Below are 16,640 nucleotides of genomic sequence, written 5' to 3' on the forward strand. Positions count from 1 at the left end.
ATCCAGACAGCCCACCTTAACCCAGACAAGGTCTAAACAAAAAAATGCTACCAAGGAAGTGATTATTTAGAAAACAAACCAGAGTAAGAGTTAACCGTCGAGGCGACAACTACATTGACAATTACCGCTTTTGTAATAAGAAATCACGCCTAATAACTAATAACTCCAATCCGAGTGGTTCAATAAAAATTGATTCAGCTCATCACGATAATTACGCCATGGCGGCATAAACTTATCCATGTAAGCGGTAAATTGCTCATTATGGTGGCGCTCTAATAAATGCACCATTTCATGCACGACAATGTATTCCAAACAGTGTTCAGGCTTTTGAGCCAAGTTCAGGTTTAACCAGATACGCTGAGCGGCAATGCTGCACGTTCCCCACTTGGTTTTCATTTGCTTGATACCCCAAGCGCGCACTTCTACGCCCATAACCGGCTGCCATTTATCAACAAGTACCGGTATTTGCTCTTTAAGGTTTTGCCGATACCATTCTGTCATTACTTCGTGGCGTTTTTCTTCAGAACTGCCTGATCGTACATAAAGATCGATATAGGTTTTATTGCGGATGATGACCTTAGGCGCTGCATTGTGGTAAATGACATTTAATAAATACCGCTGCCCTTTTAAGTAATGGCTTTCACCTGATACATATTGGCGTTTGGATTGTCGTTGCTGTCCTTGAAATTGAGCAACCTGCTTTTTTATCCAGGCCAGTTTAGAGACCACCAGTAAGCGTATGGCATCATCCGTTACCGTTAATGGCGCGGCAACGCGGAGTCGGCCATCAGGCGGATAAACGCCCAGATGCAGGTTTTTTATGTCTTTTCTAACCACATTAACGACCCACTTACCCACCGTGATTTGATGTAATGGCTCAGTAATCATTTTGATTTTTGACCAAATTGAAGATGTAATCGGCCTTATCTTCTGTAACGTGATTTTTAACAACCGTTTTAACCGCCCTGGATTTAACAGGATGGTTTCGCCAGTCGTCTTTTTTAACGTCTCTGATAGCTTGGTCAAGTTTTAAGGCCAGCGCTTCATCATTATCCAGATTGTCATACAAGGTTTTCTGTGCATTAGTGACCAGTGTTTCAGGGCGCGATATGCCCCCGCCATTGGCTTGATCTGCCTGCCTTGCCAGCTCTACCAATTTTTTTAAATAGGCATCATAGCTCAGCTGTTTTTTCTTCTAGGCGATAATCAGATCATCCAACAACTTTGACATTTTTGCATAATGCGTGGGGTTCGTCGGGTTCTCGTCAATGATCAGCTTACGCATATTATTTTCAATGGTTTCCGCAACAGCCTCTTTATCTTTACGAATGGCCGGCGGCAAATTATTAACGGCTGCTTCGCCTTCCTTAACCAGCATCTGCACCAAGGTCAAATCATCAAAGTTTGAGATCACCTCGCTGTCTTCAGCACGAATATAGGTATCAATCAAATAACGCATTTCCGGCTCATACTGCTTCAAATCAGGTGCATCGCCGCTAGTCAGCTTGATGTCGGCGCTCACCGCTTCATAATGCTTAACCTCTTTTATTATCCGGGCTGTGTCATGGCTACTATAACCAGCTTCAAGCATTTCATTCGCCAGTTCCGCGTAAGCTCTCATTAACGCTTTCGTGAACTTATAAAGGCTTACCCGCTTGGGTTCATTGTCTTTCACCTGATTATCGTTGGCAAGATTGTTGCCACAAAAATAACGCCGGTAGTCTTCGGCTGCACCGGGTTGAGCCACCGGTTCACACCATACTTTTACGGCTTCTAAGGCGTTATCGAGGCTTTCACGGGCCTTCTTGAGCCTGTTGGTTAATAAACCTTCAATATCCTTGGGCTCGTACTCGCTAAAAGCATCCTGAGTATAATTACCGACCGCTTTTTCAATACTTTTAAATAAAACCTTGTAATCAATGATGTAACCAAATTCCTTGTCATTACCATCCAGGCGATTCACGCGACAGATAGCCTGAAACAGGCCGTGATCCTGCATGGTCTTATCGATATAGAGGTAAGTTGCTGGTGGTGCGTCAAAGCTGGTCAGTAACTTATCAACCACAATCAGCAGCTTCATGTTTGCCGGTTCTTTGATAAATTGCTTTTTTACCTCATCTTCAAAATCTTCCGGTTTTTTGCCGTTCAGCATGTTGCTGTAAACATCGTATTTCCAGCTATTTTCTGTCTTGGCTTTATCGCCAACCGTTTCACCTTTTATATTTTTTAGCTTAGGTGTGTAAGAGGTGATAATCGCACATTTAGCAAAGCCTGCTTGTTGAAATAACTCATAATATTTACAGGCTTCATAGATACTGCCGGCAACCAAAATTGCATTACCCTTACCGTTTTCCAACCTGGGTTTACGCGCCATATCCAGGATAATATCGGCAACAATGTGGCTGAGCCTGTCTTTAGAGCTCAGCACCTTTTGCAAGGTCCCCCAGCGTTGTTTTATTCGGGTTTTGGCAGCCTCGTTCAAGCCTTTGGTTTTTATTTCAAACCGCTCATCAATTTTTTCCTTGGAACTTAAGTTTTGCTCAACCTTACGTGCCTCGTAACGCAAGTCCAGCACCACACCATCGATTACCGCCTCATCAAATTTATAGGTGTGAATATACTGGCCAAATATCTCCAGGCTCTTTTGTTTATCTTTTTTAAGTAACAGTGTGCCGGTAAAACCAATAAATACGGCATTGGGTAACAGTTGCTTCATGGCCTTGTGTAAGTTGCCCGATTGTGTCCGATGACACTCATCAACGAATACATAAAGATCCCCCTTGGCTCTAAAGTTACTTGGCAAACTGGCTTTTAGTTGTTCAATATATTCATCATAATCGGTCCTGGATTTGGCTTTGGTTTTACGTCCAAACTTATGGACCAACAAGCACAGTAACCAGGCCGACATTGCATTAAGCTGGAAGGCTAAATCGTGACTGTTTTTAGTGCGATAAATCTCTTCATTGACGCCAGCAAACACGCCGCCGATTTGTATATTCATCGGCAATGTCAATGGTGATGTTGTAGATAGCTGGCTCAAGGCGCATTGGGAAATGTAGGCCAAACAAGTCAGCGGTATGTTTGATACGTTTTTGAGTTGGTATTGTTTTTCGTGTAATCATATAAAATTTCCTTGCTCCCAACGCAAACGCCAATCTCTACAATGAAGTAGCTATAGTGAAAGAATTAGGATTTTGGTTGAAGAGGTTAATTATTTGCGGTGAATGAAATACAAAATGATGGCTCCAAAAATGAGAAGACCTATAAGCAACGGTGGGTAGAAATAAGACAAAATAGCTAAGCCAGCTATCCCGATCAACCTTGTAGGCGGGAATGCGGCGCAAAGCAGACTGATAACGAGTAAGTTTGTAAACATGGGTTTTCCTTGGGTTAGTGGTTAGAGTTTCTTCATATAAGATGGTTGAGAGTGCGCAGTTAGATCTGCTGTTACAGGGCGGCGGCGATAGTGCCGAATAGTAAGAATATAGGGCATAAAAAAGCCCCAATGACCGGATGATCAAAGGGGCTGTTGTAGGAGGTATTGATTACTTGATTCTTTGTTGAGGCTTGTTGTACTGGATATTTCCAACTGAATCCGTTTGGTATATTTTGTCTCCTTTGATTTGGTATTGTTGCTTGTTGTATTGTTTGTTGCCGTAAGGATCGGTCTGTATTATCCGACCGTCGTTTTGAATGGTTTGTGAGGGTTTGTTGTATTGGATGTTACCGACTGAATCAGTTTGGTAGATACGCTTTTCTTCGGCTTGGACTGATAGGATGATTAGTCCGAACAACAGTAAGGCGAGTTTCATAATAACTCCTTGAATAGGTTTAGAAAAACAAAAGCCCTGATGATCATGACGACCAACAAGGCTTTGAGATGGCGTTTTAGAAGTCACTACAGTCAGATTAGAATTTCAGGATAATTAATATATGGATGCTTCCAATTAAAAAACTACAAACGGAATACTAAACTCCAGCGCCTTGGCAAGCACGCTCTTAGCCAGGAATTTGTTGGCTGCGATTGTTGCGAGACCGAGAGTCGATAGAATCGCCAATGCCTCTGTAAACGCAATAACTTCGTTAATCTCTGCATCAGAGTAGTTCGGTTGTATTGCATCGCTCGTACTCCACCTAAGAATCTGCTGCGATCCAGTGTGGGTATAAGCACACATGGCAGACCAACTTCGATTGTAAATATCGGACAGTTGCCTGACATCGAATCCAGGAATCTGCTCAATGGCAGCTAGCATTGCTGGCATATTCGGCGGACTCTTACCCTGCACAAATCTCTCCAAGTCTGCGTCTGTTGCACAATGCGCAAACCACAAACCTCTTAGATAAGAATCGAACACTGGGCGTAGTAGCGCGAAAGCGGGTGCATGCAGAGGATGTGTCTGACTCAGAAGTAACAGAATTGCTTGGTGGTGCTCTTGCGCAACTTGAAAACATGTTCCGGCAAGTCGTGTTCGAACTGTATCTGGCAATGATAGATCGTAAACCAGCTGCTCAATCCAAGCCGCCAATTCATGGCCTTGCGCGAGACGTTGCGAGAAATTCATGATGTTTTAAGCCTCACTTAACTTTCCAAATCCAATCGGGGAGTGCTTCCAGTCGTGCTTTTCGGTGAGAGGCCATTCTTTCTTTTTTGGTTCGCTGAGTCACAACCCAACTACCAACTCGATATCCATCTGCCGTTTTATATAATGTCGGAACTAAGCAATGCCCCTCTTGATCTGCAAATTCTTTAAGATAGCGAAAACCTTCTTCCCACTTTTCAGACAAAATATCCCAAACCCAACAGGACACGGATTCCAATCGCGCTTTGCGCTCCGGCAACATACTGTCCATTGTTGTACGTTGTGTATTTACCCAGCTACCGAGTCGATATTCATCTGCCGTTTTGTATAACGCAGGGAACAAGCAATGCCCTTCTCTATCCGCAAACTCCTTGAGATAGCGAAACCCTTCTTCCCACTTATCTGAAAAAGGATCCCAACTCCAACCGGGAAGTCGCTCTAGTCGTCCTTTGCGCTCCGGTGATATGCTGACTCTTTTTGTTCGTTGGGTACCTACCCAGCTACCAAGTCGATAGCCATCTGCGGTTTTGTATAAAGCAGGCACTAGACAATGCCCCTCTCTATCTGCGAACTCATTGAGATAGCGAAATCCTTCATTCCACTTCTCCGAAATCGCATCCCAAACCCAGCCACGCATTGCTTCCAGCCGCTCTTTGCGCTCTGGTAACATACCATCTCTTGTTGCACGCTGTTCCATTACCCAGCCACCAAGGCGGTATCCATCTGCCGTTTTGTAGCCATTAGGAATCTTGATATGGCCTTCTCGATCAGAGAATTCCTTGAGATAGCTAAATCCTTTTTCCCACTTATCTGAAAAAGGATCCCAACTCCAACCGGGTAAAGCTTCAAGCCGAGTTTTTCGATCCGATGACATGCAGTCTTTCATTTTTCGTTGGTTCGCTACCCAAATATAGACACTGTAACCATTTGTCGTTTTGTATTCAGTGGGAACCTTGGTATGCCCATTTCGTTCTACAAATTCCTTGAGGTAATGAAATATCTCGTCCCAATTATCTGCACGACCCACCCAATTCCATCCAGGCAATTCTTCCAACCGGGCTTTACGCTCCGGGGACATACTGCTTTTCTTTGTTCGTTGAGTACTTACCCACTGACCAAGCCGGTATCCATTTGCCATTTCATATAGTGCGGGAGTCAAGCAATGTCCCTCTCGATCAGCGAATCCTTTTAAATATCGAAATCCTTCTTCCCACTGCTCAGTAATCGCATCCCAAACCCAGCCACGCATTGCTTCCAGCCGCTCTTTGCGCTCTGACGATATGCTGTTCTTTGTTGTTCGTTGGTTATTTATCCAGCTACCGATCCGATATCCATCTTCTGTTTTATATAACGCAGGAACCTTGCAATGGCCTTCACGTTTTACGAACGTCTCCAGCAACCCAAACCAGAAATTCCAGGACTCCGTCACCTGCTCAACCAGATAGGTGCGTAGTGCACTGCCAAAATTCGCATCCACTGTGTTAGGGAGATCAATGGTGATTTTTGAAAAGTCTTGTGGATTGACCTTTGACCCTGGCTTTCTTCCTAGCTCAGTCCGCAATGTATCCAGTTGCTGCGACAACTCTTCATCATGAGACTTAAAAGCATTTAATACCTCCCAGACAGGTTTAAAGTTACTGGCTACAATTGAGCTTGCGGCATCATCGCCCTGCTCAATAAATACCGGTATAACGATGGTTCCAAACTTCTTGTCAGCACTTAAGCGAATGGCGCGACCCACTGCCTGAACAATGTCCACCTGACTGTTTTTTGGATCAATAAAGGCAACACCATCTAATGATGGGACATCCACACCTTCGGAAAGGCACCGAGCGTTGGTGAGCAGTCCTCTTTGATCCTGGCTCAACCCTTTCAAGTAATCCAGTTTCTGCCGCCGTTTATCCGTAGGCATTGCTCCTGATACAAAGTCAGTCCAAAGTTCACCGCTGGGGCGATGCTCTTCACTGATCCAGTCAAGTACCTGATGCATATCATCCTTGAATGATTCGGCTCGACTGACACGGTTGTGAAAGCTGATCACCCGCTTGAGGTCGTAATCCTTGATCGCCTTAATCAAACCAATTTGAGCAGCCATAGACTCAGCGTCGTTCTCAATGCCGGTGTCCGTTTTAATCAATTCTCTGTTCTTAATCCATTCCGCAATCATCGGACTATCCACACCAATGATCACGATCCGATAATCGGTCAGCAGGTTTTTCCTGATGGCTTCACCAAAAGGGAGTGAATACTGAACCTTGCCGAAAACTGCTTCATCATCCATGCCCACTACTTCAATGCCACGCTCTTCGGCGGTCTTTTTGACTGAGCTGGTATAAGTCCGTGGGGTGGCGGTTGCAAATAGACGCTTGGTTGCAATGATTCGGTTATTATCCAGCACAGTTGAAAAAGCACTGCTAACCTTGCCGGTACAACGATGAGCTTCATCGGCAACCACTAAATCAAAAACAGGGATGCATTGATGGGCCTGCGCATCTGCTACAAGTGGTGAAGAGTGATAAGTTGAGAAGATGACCTTATCGCCATCGCTTTGCAGGAAATTTCTGATTTCTTCTATATCCGAAGTTACAGGAAATGCCAGTTCAGACACGGAATGAATTATTTCATCGGCTCCACGTTTGCCAACCGTTTCATCTGAGCATACACAAAGAATATCAAATGGCTGACTTGCAGCAAAAGTCCATTCCCTCAGTGTTTGTGACAGCAGACTTAAAGACGGCAGCAATACCAGCGTTTGATTGGATACCAGTTTTTCTTTGATCCAAAGTGTAGTGAAGGTCTTACCAGTACCACAAGCCATGATCAATTGACCACGATCGGCATGTTGAAAACTATCCACTACCTTGGCGATTGCCTCAAGCTGGTGAGGACGTGGCTTGGGAGGTTCTTTGCGCTTGCCGCTATGAAGGTCTTCGTAATGTGATGGATATTCAATCTTCGAACATTCAAAGTCAGATAGTAGGAACCTGACTACAGTTTTCTCTTGAGCTTCACAGACCTGTATTGCATTCTTGCCAATCCGGTCAGTGGTGGCTATCAGCAGGCGCTTATCAATGCCCTTGCGATTGGACTCGCTGAGAAATTTGTCTACATCATGTTTGGTGATGTCATAAATTGGGGAGTAACACTTAGCCTGTACAGCCCAGTTTTCGCCATTCTTATGTTTAAAAACAAGATCAATTCCGCAATCAATACCCCAGCGGTTAGGATACTCTTCCCATAGCCAAATCTGATCAATCTGAGTTGACCATCCGGGGTCGTTTTTGAGAAACCACTTTGTAAAGCGTTCAAATTGCTTGCCCCGCTTTAAAGGGTCATTGTCCAAGCTTTGGTATAACTCTAGAAAAGTAGCCACTAATTATTGGTTTTATTTCAGGTTGATTAAATCTGCTGAAAGTTTAACCTATTGTTTGACTGCGACTGTTTTTTTTATAGCTTATAACGGAAAAGGATAATGACTTCGTGAACAGGAAGTTACACAGACACAGAATTTAGGAGGCTCTCAGATTATGGTTAATGACTTGCTCGACGGGTTGTACTGGAAGTTGGGTTTATGACGAGTTAGCATTCAGGAGATAGACAGGAAGGTACAAATAAAAAAGGCCCCGATTAGATCGGAGCCTTTAGAATTCATGGTGCCCAGGGGCGGAATCGAACCGTCGACACGAGGATTTTCAGTCCTCTGCTCTACCGACTGAGCTACCTGGGCTTTTTGAGGTGTTGCTTGTTTTTTGTAGTGGTGCCCAGGGGCGGAATCGAACCGTCGACACGAGGATTTTCAGTCCTCTGCTCTACCGACTGAGCTACCTGGGCGGAACTACAAAAGACGGCCATTAGACTAGATTACGGGGCGTTAGTCAATAGAAATTGTAAATTTATTGCGGTGGATTGATGCCGGCAGGTCCGTTGTCTCTATTGAAAAGGTTAATAACCAAACTAAAAACTTTTTTTATACCTTTCCATAATCGTGGCAATAACCAAATCATCAGCGCAATAAAGCATACCAAGGCAATTAAAAACACTACCGGATGATTGATACAAGCCCAGACAGCGCCTATTACAACAATATCTTCCCCTACTGATGCAAACCAATTACTAAAAGGTTCGGGAGAGGTATTAATAAGCACCCGCGTACCGGCTTTAGTCGCATGCGATCCGGCAGCCAAGCCACCACCCATAATAGCCGCCGCTATTTCAACAACAGGATTTAAGTCACCTATCGCCCCTGCGGCCAGCATAGCCCCAGCAGGAATTCGAATAAACGTGTGAAGGGCATCCCATCCGGTATCTACGCCCGGCACTTTATCAGCAAAAAACTCGATAAAATACATCAATCCGGCGGCAGTCATGATCATTGGATCGGCAACAATTTGCAAATCCAACGGCAAAATAATATTACCGGTATTGGCAAGAAAACCCAGCATGAGTAGTATTGCATACAAATTAATGCCGCTAGCCCATGCAAGCCCCATTGTTAACGCCAGGGTTGCGGATATTTGCTCTAATGCGCCCATGTAAGTGCCTTTTATAAAAATTTCGTTTTCCATAAGCTAGCACAAGTTTCTTAACTTCAGCTAAATACAAAAAACAATACAGCAATAGATGTCAGTACTCTAACGCAACCAATTTACATCTCATTGTTAAAATAACATCACAAAATCAAGGCAAAATTTTTTGGCGAAGCTTTCTATTGACTGGTTTTTTTATAGACTGCATCCTCTATGCAAGCTATCTACAAAATATGCTAGTATTCGGTCTACAGTAATTTCATAGGAGACAAACATGAAAGCAAATATCGGTTTAATCGGTCTGGCAGTAATGGGGCAAAACCTGGTTCTTAACATGAATGACCATGGTTTTAAAGTAGCGGTCTTTAATCGCACCACCAGCACCGTGGATGAATTTTTGGACGGCCCAGCAAAAGATACCCAAATTGTCGGTACGCACTCTCTGCAAGAACTGGTTGATAGCCTTGAATCGCCACGTATTGTTATGTTGATGGTTAAAGCCGGTGATGTTGTTGATCAGTGTATTAACCAGTTGGTGCCGCTGTTGGCTGCCGGCGATATTATTATCGATGGTGGCAATTCATTGTTTACTGATACCAATCGCCGCACTACCGCTCTTAAAGAACAGAATATTCTGTACATAGGTGCCGGAGTTTCTGGCGGTGAAGAAGGCGCAAGACATGGACCTTCAATTATGCCGGGTGGCAATAAAGCCGCCTGGCCTACCATTAAACCTATTTTTCAGGCTATCAGTGCGCAGGTCAATGGTGCGCCTTGCTGTGAATGGGTTGGTGATAATGGCGCAGGGCATTATGTCAAAATGGTACATAACGGCATTGAATATGGCGATATACAGTTGATCTGCGAAGCCTATCAATTGCTGTCTGAAGGCTTGGGCTTGAGTGCCGATGAAATGCAGGCGATATTTGCCGAGTGGAATAAAGGTAAATTAAGCTCTTATTTAATTGAAATAACGGCCAACATATTGGCGTTTAAAGATGAAGACGGCCTGCCTTTAGTCGATAAAATACTGGATACTGCAGGCCAAAAAGGCACCGGTAAATGGACCGGCATTAATGCGCTGGAGTTGGGCATTCCGTTAACTCTAATTGGTGAAGCAGTATTTGCACGGTGTTTGTCCGCTCAAAAGTCAGAAAGAATTAAAGCCGCAAAGGTATTGCCTAAATGTACGCAAGTATTTTCCGGTGATAAACAAACCATGATTGATGCAATTCGTGATGCCTTGTACGCTGCCAAAATTATTTCTTATGCACAAGGTTTTCGCTTAATGCGTGAAGCGTCCAAGGACTATAATTTAGCGCTTAACTATGGTGAGATTGCGCTGATGTGGCGAGGTGGCTGTATTATTCGCAGTCAGTTTCTAAATGATATCAAGCAGGCATTTACCGATAATCCTGATCTGGAAAACCTACTACTGGCTGACTTCTTTGTTGATACCATGCAACAAGCCGATGAAGGCTGGCGTAAAGCGGTTATCTCAGGTATAAATTTAAGTATCCCTACACCGGCGTTCTCTTCTGCACTGGCGTATTATGACGGCTATCGAACAGAAAGACTGCCTGCCAATTTACTACAGGCACAAAGAGATTATTTTGGCGCCCATACCTACGAACGTACCGACAAGCCCAGAGGTGAGTTTTTCCATACCGACTGGACCGGTCATGGTGGTAAAACGGCATCATCTACCTATACTGCTTAAAACAGACTACCAATTTAAAGTGGGACGATTTTACAGATAACATCCCTTCAAGGGATGGTATCTGTCCTGGCTTAAGTTGATAGCCTTAAAACAGTATATAAGTTTTTAACCCTTATTATTTACCACAAAGAACATGCAGCGCCTCTATAAAGCCTGGTCTTCTTCGTGGTAAACCGTTAACCGAGCCCTTCTTTATGAATGCCGAACCCTGTACCTACGTTATTTTTGGAGCTACTGGAAATCTTTCCAGAATTAAATTAATGCCTGCCTTGTATCATCTTGATGCGGCCAATCGACTACCTGAAGGGACTTGTATTGTAGGCATTGGACGCAGACCCTGGGATCAGAAAAAATGGCTGAGTGAAGTCAGGGACATGATTCTGCAAAAATCAGGTAATGATTTTGATGAAGCTGTTTTTCAACGGTTCAGCGACCGTCTGCAATATCATCAAGGCGATATAGAACAACCGCCCTGTTATACGGAATTGGCAGAACTACTTAACGACAAAAAATTTCCTAAAAACATTGCCTTCTATCTGTCGGTTAGTCCCTCAGAATTTGGCAACGTCATGGAGATGTTAAGCAATAATCAGTTATTTGATGAAGAATACGGTTGGCGACGGGTCATCATTGAAAAACCTTTCGGTTATGATCTGGATAGCGCTCAGGCCTTACAAAAACGCATTAGTCACTATTTAACGGAAGAGCAAATTTATCGCATTGATCATTATCTGGGTAAAGGAATGGTGCAAAATGTACTGGTATTTCGTTTTGCCAACATTATGCTGGAACCTATCTGGAACCGTAATTACATCGACCATATTCAAATCACTCATTCTGAAGAAATCGGTATCGACAGTCGGGGCGAGTATTATAACGGTGCCGGTGCAATGCGTGATATGTTGCAAAGCCATCTGCTACAATTGCTGACCTTGGTAACCATGGAACCGCCAGCTTCAATGGAAGCGGAATCCTTGCGTGATGAAAAAGTTAAAGTATTAAAATCAATTCGCCCTATTCCTAAAGAAGCCGTACATGGCCATGCCTTTCGAGGTCAATACTCACAGGGTCATATTAAAGGTGAAAAGGTCAATAGCTATCTACAGGAAGAAGCCATTCCCGCAAATAGTGTCACCGAAACCTATGCGTCCATGAAGCTGTATATAGACAACTGGCGCTGGCGCGGTGTGCCCATGTATTTGCGTACTGGTAAACGCATGGCTAAAGCGCAATCGACTATTTCGATTTGCTTTCGCCACCCGCCGTTACAATTTTTCCGTGATACCGATGTACAGTGTATGAACCAGAATTGGATATTATTAGGGATACAGCCTGAAGAATGCATTCGTATTGAAATGACGGTAAAAGAACCCGGCCTGGAAATGAGCACCAGAACCAGCAGTCTGGATGCCAGCTTTAGAAATGATGATGAAAAAGCCATTGATGCTTATGAAGACTTGTTACTGGATGTTTTGAAAGGCGATAGATCGCTCTTCCTGCGCTTTGATGAAGTCGAATATGCCTGGCGTATTGTTGACCCTATCCTGCAAACCTGGGCGATGGAACGTGACTATATTGCCACTTATCCTGCGGGTTCCTGGGGACCTGAAGACAGCCGTCTATTTGATAAAAGCGCTCAATCCTGGCGCAGTTCTTTAACACCGGAGTGTAAATAAATGCAACATAACAGTCTCTGGCACACTATGGAAACAGCCGACCAGGTCGCTGTAGCCGCTTATCAACAAATTCTTGAGTGTGCCGAACATGCCATTGCCGAACATGGCAGTTTTAAATTGGTGTTAGCCGGCGGTAGTACACCGGAAAAAGTGTATCACTTATTGGCTAAGGCAAATGCTGACTGGGCCAAATGGTTTATCTACTATGGTGACGAGCGTTGCTTGCCAATAGACCATGCCGATAGAAACAGCCTGGCGGCAACCCAGGCTTTTCTTGAAAAAGTAGCTATTCCCAACATGCAGATTTTTACGATCCCTGCTGAACTGGGCCCTGAACAAGGTGCTAAAAAATATCAACAAGTCGTCGCGGCTGCCCTCCCCTTTGATATGGTTTTATTGGGTATGGGTGAAGATGGTCATACTGCCAGCTTGTTTCCGGGACATCAGCACCAGGAAGATGAATTGGCACACGCGGTTTATAACTCACCAAAACCACCACCAGAACGGGTTTCCATTAGTGCAAAGGCCTTAAGTAACACACAACAACTGATCTTCCTGATTACTGGCACAAACAAACAGGAAGCCGTTAAAAACTGGCGTTCAGGTCAGGATTTACCCGTTGCAACAATAAGCGCCAAGAATCCTGTCGATATTTATATTGATAGGGACGCATATAATCCTTAAAAACAACAGGTAAACCAACAGGGTGCGCCTATCAGAAAAGGCGCATCCAATTTGTTAGGGAGCGCTTAATGTCTTAGTGCATCCTATATTACCTCTGCGTTACTCTCCCTGCTGATTGTTAAAATAATGCACAATATTATTGTTCACCACCCCAAGGATTTGACAATCGACTGGGCTCAACGCGTAGTTAATCAACATAACACGGATATAGTGGTTTCCGGTGTGGACATTACCTCTGTTGATATTGCCACGACAACACGCATACGTATCAAAGTGGAACACAATGAACCCTCTCTTTTACCCGAACAGTGGTTTGTAAAGCTCCCGTCTATGGCCTGGCAAGCAAGGTTAATCACCGCATTACCAAGACTATTACATACCGAGGTGCGCTTTTATAATGAAGTGGCTCACTCTGTATCAGTGACTGTACCGCATTTTTTGGCAGCGCAGAGCAAGCTTGGCAGGGGGGCAACACTAGTTCTTACTGATGTAACTGAATTTGGAGCCATTCCGGGTAGTCCAGGTGATGCCCTGACATTGACTCAAGCAACCAGAGTTGTCGAACAACTGGCAAAATTCCATGCCTGTTTTTGGAATAAAGGCTGTATCAATCATAGCTATCCATGGCTGGCAGGTCCCGTTCGCAGTCTGGAAGACTTTTTAGGCACCGCCATGGCAGTGCCGTTAATGAAAAGAGGCCTGCAACAAGCTGGTGAACTCGTGCCCTTTAAGCTTTACGCACAAGCCATTCATTATGCCCGTAATCGCAGGCAAGCAATGCGCTTTCTTACACAAGCCCAACAAACTCTGGTTCATCATGATTGCCACCCCGGCAATATATTCTGGAATCAATCTCAACCGGGCCTTCTCGATTGGCAGTTGATCCGTTTTAGTGAGGGGATAAGTGATATTGCCTACTTCCTGTCTGTCTCCCTAAACACCGAGACCCGACGTCTTCATGAAGCGAGCCTTATAGCAATTTATGCTCAATGTCTTCAGGACAACGGCATTGCCGGTATTGATGTCAATATTCTGCAGCAAAGATATCGCGCTCATCTCATCTATCCCTTTGAAGCAATGATTATAACACTGGCAATCGGCGGTATGATGAACCTACAGAGCAACCATGAACTGATACGCCGAACTGCGGCGGCAATAGAAGATCTTGATGCCTTTTCTGCGATACCGCTATAACTAAATATAGCCAAAATATCAGTACAGTTAGTAGCTGATAAATCATTTAAATGCTTTCTGTAACAACTGCTTTAAATCCTGTTACCGGACTCGTTTATTACCCATAACACTCAGAAGGTTTACACAAGCCTTTATCAATCCCTCTCAACTTGTAATACAATACCCGACGTTATGCTGATTGAACTATTAACCATCAAAAAACTGAACTGATGTTTCAATGTTAATAAGCCAACAAATAGACTGTTATAGCAGGCAGTATTTAATAAATATAAAAGAGGGGGGTACAGCTTTATGTGTTGGAGTGGTGAAGCGTCAGGCGTTTTAGCTATCGCAGGTTTGAGTACGGCAGCTTATGTTGCACTTAAACAAGGGGAATCGAAAGAACTTTGGATTCCGTTAACTTATTTTGCCTTAATGGAGTTATTACAGGCAGTAACTTATGTCTATATCGATTTATGTGATAATCCGAATAATCAGATACTCACGCTTTTAGGTTATTTACACGTCGCGTTTCAGCCATTTTTTGTCAATATGGTCGCGATGTATTTCATTCCGGTTAGTGTCAAATTAAAAATCAGAACAACGGTTTATACAATTTGTGCAATAGGCTCAATAGCCATGCTTATCAAAATGTATCCATTTGCCTGGGCCGGTACCTGTAACATTGGTGTCGAAGGTTTTTGCGGACCCGCAGTCTGTTCAACGTCCGGTTCTTGGCATATTGCCTGGCAAATGCCTCTAAACGGCCTCATGTCAGATCCTGTTAAATGGTTATTTGGTTTTAACTGGGGACTGCATGCATTCACCTATATTCTGGTGTCTTTTTATATGCCGTTAATGTATGGTTCATGGCGTTTTGTGGCTTTTCATTATCTGATTGGTCCGTTTATTTCAGATATTACCACCACAGATCCCAATGAATATGCTGCCGTCTGGTGCCTGTTTTCTATCGCTCTTTGTGTATCAGTGATTAAATCACCTATCAGAAAATTTTTACACGTTAAAAAGTGGCCTTTTTATAAAACTGAAATTGGCGATTCACTTTAGCTTGTGTAAGCATTACTTTCTGTTAACCGCTTTTTAGCTATCATTAAAAATACGAAGATCACAAAAACAATTATTGTGATCTTCGTAGTGAGTTAACAGCAATCATGTTGCTCAACTCATAATAACGGCTTTTCGTTTTGCGCCCCAGTTTCCAGGCTTTGGATTAAATATCCCGGCACAACGCACCCCACAAAAACGACAACATCCTGCCGCATCCAGATTCCATTCTGACAGTTCATACCAGTCACGACCTATCAATAACTTGCCGCAACCGTGACAATAAGTACTGTCTGCCGACTTGTCATGCACATTACCCACATAGGCATAATGCACACCATTTTTTAAAGCAATCTGCCGTGCCTGTAATAACGATGATATCGGTGTCGGTGGCTTGTCGAGCATCTTCCAGTCAGGATGAAAGGCCGTAAAATGCATAGGTACATCCGGCCCCAGATTTTCAACCACCCATTGGGTCATTGCTTCAATCTCGGCTTCCGTATCATTCTCGCCAGGAATAAGTAACGTCGTTAACTCCAACCAGGTAGACGTTTCGTGCTTGATATATTGTAGCGTTTCCAATACCGGTTGTAGGTGACCGCCAGTAATGTGGTGATAAAAATGCTCGCTAAAAGCTTTTAAATCAATATTAGCGGCATCCATCCATTGATAAAATTCAGCTCGGGGCTGCGCACAGACGTAACCTGCTGAAACTGCCACTGATTTTATGCCAAGATCTCTGCAGGCCTGAGCAGTATCAATCGCATATTCATGAAAAACGACCGGATCATTGTAGGTATAAGCAACGCTGTCACAACCATAGTCTAGCGCAGCCTGGGCAATTGCGTCGGGAGATGCCTTACTCATCAGGGTATCCATTTCCCGCGATTTACTGATATCCCAGTTCTGGCAAAACTTACAGGCGAGATTACAACCCGCCGTACCGAATGAAAATACCGGTGTGCCAGGTAAAAAATGATTCAACGGTTTCTTTTCAATAGGATCAATAGCAAAACCACTGGACCTACCATAACTGGTCATAACAAGCTGATCATCCAGATTCTGCCTGACGAAGCACAAACCACGCTGGTCTTTGTGCAACTTGCAAAATCTCGGACAGAGATCGCATTGAATACGGCCATCATCCAAGCTGTGCCAATAGCGTGTTTTCACTGTGTCATGGGTAATAAAAGCAGTCATTACCATTCTCCTGGAA

15 protein-coding genes and 2 tRNA genes are annotated in these 16,640 nt (G+C 43.9%); 6 read left to right on the forward strand and 11 right to left on the reverse strand.

What is annotated here, in order from left to right:
• Positions 1-156: 156 nt before the first annotated feature.
• The 6 genes from N7974_RS03890 to N7974_RS03915 form a co-directional block, all read right to left on the reverse strand.
• Complete coding sequence (locus N7974_RS03890) at positions 157-888, reverse strand: M48 family metallopeptidase (protein ID WP_262964348.1); 732 nt, start codon at positions 886-888, stop codon at positions 157-159.
• Positions 878-1,156, reverse strand: coding sequence for a hypothetical protein (locus N7974_RS03895; protein WP_262964349.1), 279 nt, complete (start codon positions 1,154-1,156; stop codon positions 878-880). Before N7974_RS03895 ends, N7974_RS03890 begins: the two co-directional genes overlap by 11 nt.
• Positions 1,157-1,195: 39 nt before the next feature.
• Entirely contained in the window at positions 1,196-3,001 is a 1,806-nt protein-coding gene (locus N7974_RS03900) for a type I restriction enzyme subunit R domain-containing protein (protein WP_262964350.1), read from the reverse strand.
• Positions 2,961-3,122 (reverse strand): hypothetical protein, encoded by a 162-nt coding sequence (locus N7974_RS03905; protein WP_262964351.1) that lies wholly within the window; start codon positions 3,120-3,122, stop codon positions 2,961-2,963. The genes N7974_RS03900 and N7974_RS03905 overlap by 41 nt, the downstream gene beginning before the upstream one ends.
• Positions 3,123-3,545: 423 nt before the next feature.
• On the reverse strand, positions 3,546-3,812 hold the full coding sequence (locus N7974_RS03910; RefSeq protein ID WP_262964352.1) for a hypothetical protein: 267 nt from the start codon (positions 3,810-3,812) through the stop codon (positions 3,546-3,548).
• A gap of 135 nt (positions 3,813-3,947) precedes the next feature.
• A complete protein-coding gene (locus N7974_RS03915) occupies positions 3,948-4,418 on the reverse strand; it encodes a DUF6988 family protein (protein WP_394813046.1) in 471 nt (156 codons plus the stop codon).
• On the opposite strand from N7974_RS03915, the gene N7974_RS03920 reads away from it, so the two are divergent.
• On the forward strand, positions 4,394-4,564 hold the full coding sequence (locus N7974_RS03920; RefSeq protein WP_262964354.1) for a hypothetical protein: 171 nt from the start codon (positions 4,394-4,396) through the stop codon (positions 4,562-4,564). The genes N7974_RS03915 and N7974_RS03920 overlap by 25 nt on opposite strands.
• A gap of 11 nt (positions 4,565-4,575) precedes the next feature.
• Here the strand turns inward: N7974_RS03920 and N7974_RS03925 are convergent, their stop codons facing one another.
• The 4 genes from N7974_RS03925 to N7974_RS03940 all read right to left on the reverse strand — a co-directional run bounded on the left by N7974_RS03925 (position 4,576) and on the right by N7974_RS03940 (position 9,145).
• Positions 4,576-7,923 carry a DEAD/DEAH box helicase gene (locus tag N7974_RS03925; protein ID WP_262964355.1) on the reverse strand — a complete coding sequence of 1,116 codons (3,348 nt, stop codon included), beginning with the start codon at positions 7,921-7,923 and terminating at the stop codon, positions 4,576-4,578.
• A gap of 308 nt (positions 7,924-8,231) precedes the next feature.
• Positions 8,232-8,307: transfer RNA gene (locus N7974_RS03930), tRNA-Phe, on the reverse strand.
• Positions 8,308-8,335: 28 nt separating this feature from the next.
• Positions 8,336-8,411, reverse strand: a tRNA-Phe gene (locus tag N7974_RS03935).
• A gap of 62 nt (positions 8,412-8,473) precedes the next feature.
• Positions 8,474-9,145 (reverse strand): DUF4126 domain-containing protein, encoded by a 672-nt coding sequence (locus tag N7974_RS03940; RefSeq protein ID WP_262964356.1) that lies wholly within the window; start codon positions 9,143-9,145, stop codon positions 8,474-8,476.
• A 235-nt stretch (positions 9,146-9,380) separates the two neighbouring features.
• Between N7974_RS03940 and gnd the strand changes: the two genes are divergently transcribed.
• From gnd to N7974_RS03965, 5 genes are all read left to right on the forward strand, one after another.
• Positions 9,381-10,826 carry a decarboxylating NADP(+)-dependent phosphogluconate dehydrogenase gene (gene gnd / locus N7974_RS03945; RefSeq protein ID WP_262964357.1) on the forward strand — a complete coding sequence of 482 codons (1,446 nt, stop codon included), beginning with the start codon at positions 9,381-9,383 and terminating at the stop codon, positions 10,824-10,826.
• Positions 10,827-11,020: 194 nt separating this feature from the next.
• Positions 11,021-12,502 carry a glucose-6-phosphate dehydrogenase gene (gene zwf / locus N7974_RS03950; protein WP_262964358.1) on the forward strand — a complete coding sequence of 494 codons (1,482 nt, stop codon included), beginning with the start codon at positions 11,021-11,023 and terminating at the stop codon, positions 12,500-12,502.
• Entirely contained in the window at positions 12,503-13,186 is a 684-nt protein-coding gene (pgl, locus tag N7974_RS03955) for a 6-phosphogluconolactonase (protein WP_262964359.1), read from the forward strand.
• 126 nt (positions 13,187-13,312) lie between these two features.
• Positions 13,313-14,380, forward strand: coding sequence for an ecdysteroid 22-kinase family protein (locus N7974_RS03960; protein WP_262964360.1), 1,068 nt, complete (start codon positions 13,313-13,315; stop codon positions 14,378-14,380).
• Positions 14,381-14,671: 291 nt separating this feature from the next.
• Complete coding sequence (locus N7974_RS03965) at positions 14,672-15,427, forward strand: DUF5765 domain-containing protein (RefSeq protein WP_262964361.1); 756 nt, start codon at positions 14,672-14,674, stop codon at positions 15,425-15,427.
• A gap of 111 nt (positions 15,428-15,538) precedes the next feature.
• On the opposite strand, the gene amrS is transcribed toward N7974_RS03965, so the two are convergent.
• The gene (gene amrS, locus N7974_RS03970; RefSeq protein WP_262964362.1) at positions 15,539-16,624 is read right to left on the reverse strand and encodes an AmmeMemoRadiSam system radical SAM enzyme; all 1,086 of its coding nucleotides are present in this window, start codon (positions 16,622-16,624) and stop codon (positions 15,539-15,541) included.
• Positions 16,625-16,640 lie beyond the last annotated feature (16 nt).

This window comes from Methylobacter psychrophilus, assembly GCF_025583945.1.
In the GTDB taxonomy this organism is placed as follows: domain Bacteria; phylum Pseudomonadota; class Gammaproteobacteria; order Methylococcales; family Methylomonadaceae; genus Methylobacter_C; species Methylobacter_C psychrophilus.

Coding starts and splice junctions, on each gene's coding strand:
- N7974_RS03890 (WP_262964348.1), bottom strand. CDS start 888: ATGATTACTGAGCCATTACATCAAATCACGGTGGGTAAGTGGGTCGTT.
- N7974_RS03900 (WP_262964350.1), bottom strand. CDS start 3,001: ATGAATATACAAATCGGCGGCGTGTTTGCTGGCGTCAATGAAGAGATT.
- N7974_RS03905 (WP_262964351.1), bottom strand. CDS start 3,122: ATGATTACACGAAAAACAATACCAACTCAAAAACGTATCAAACATACC.
- N7974_RS03910 (WP_262964352.1), bottom strand. CDS start 3,812: ATGAAACTCGCCTTACTGTTGTTCGGACTAATCATCCTATCAGTCCAA.
- N7974_RS03940 (WP_262964356.1), bottom strand. CDS start 9,145: ATGGAAAACGAAATTTTTATAAAAGGCACTTACATGGGCGCATTAGAG.
- gnd (WP_262964357.1), top strand. CDS start 9,381: ATGAAAGCAAATATCGGTTTAATCGGTCTGGCAGTAATGGGGCAAAAC.
- zwf (WP_262964358.1), top strand. CDS start 11,021: ATGAATGCCGAACCCTGTACCTACGTTATTTTTGGAGCTACTGGAAAT.
- pgl (WP_262964359.1), top strand. CDS start 12,503: ATGCAACATAACAGTCTCTGGCACACTATGGAAACAGCCGACCAGGTC.
- N7974_RS03960 (WP_262964360.1), top strand. CDS start 13,313: ATGCACAATATTATTGTTCACCACCCCAAGGATTTGACAATCGACTGG.
- N7974_RS03965 (WP_262964361.1), top strand. CDS start 14,672: ATGTGTTGGAGTGGTGAAGCGTCAGGCGTTTTAGCTATCGCAGGTTTG.
- amrS (WP_262964362.1), bottom strand. CDS start 16,624: ATGACTGCTTTTATTACCCATGACACAGTGAAAACACGCTATTGGCAC.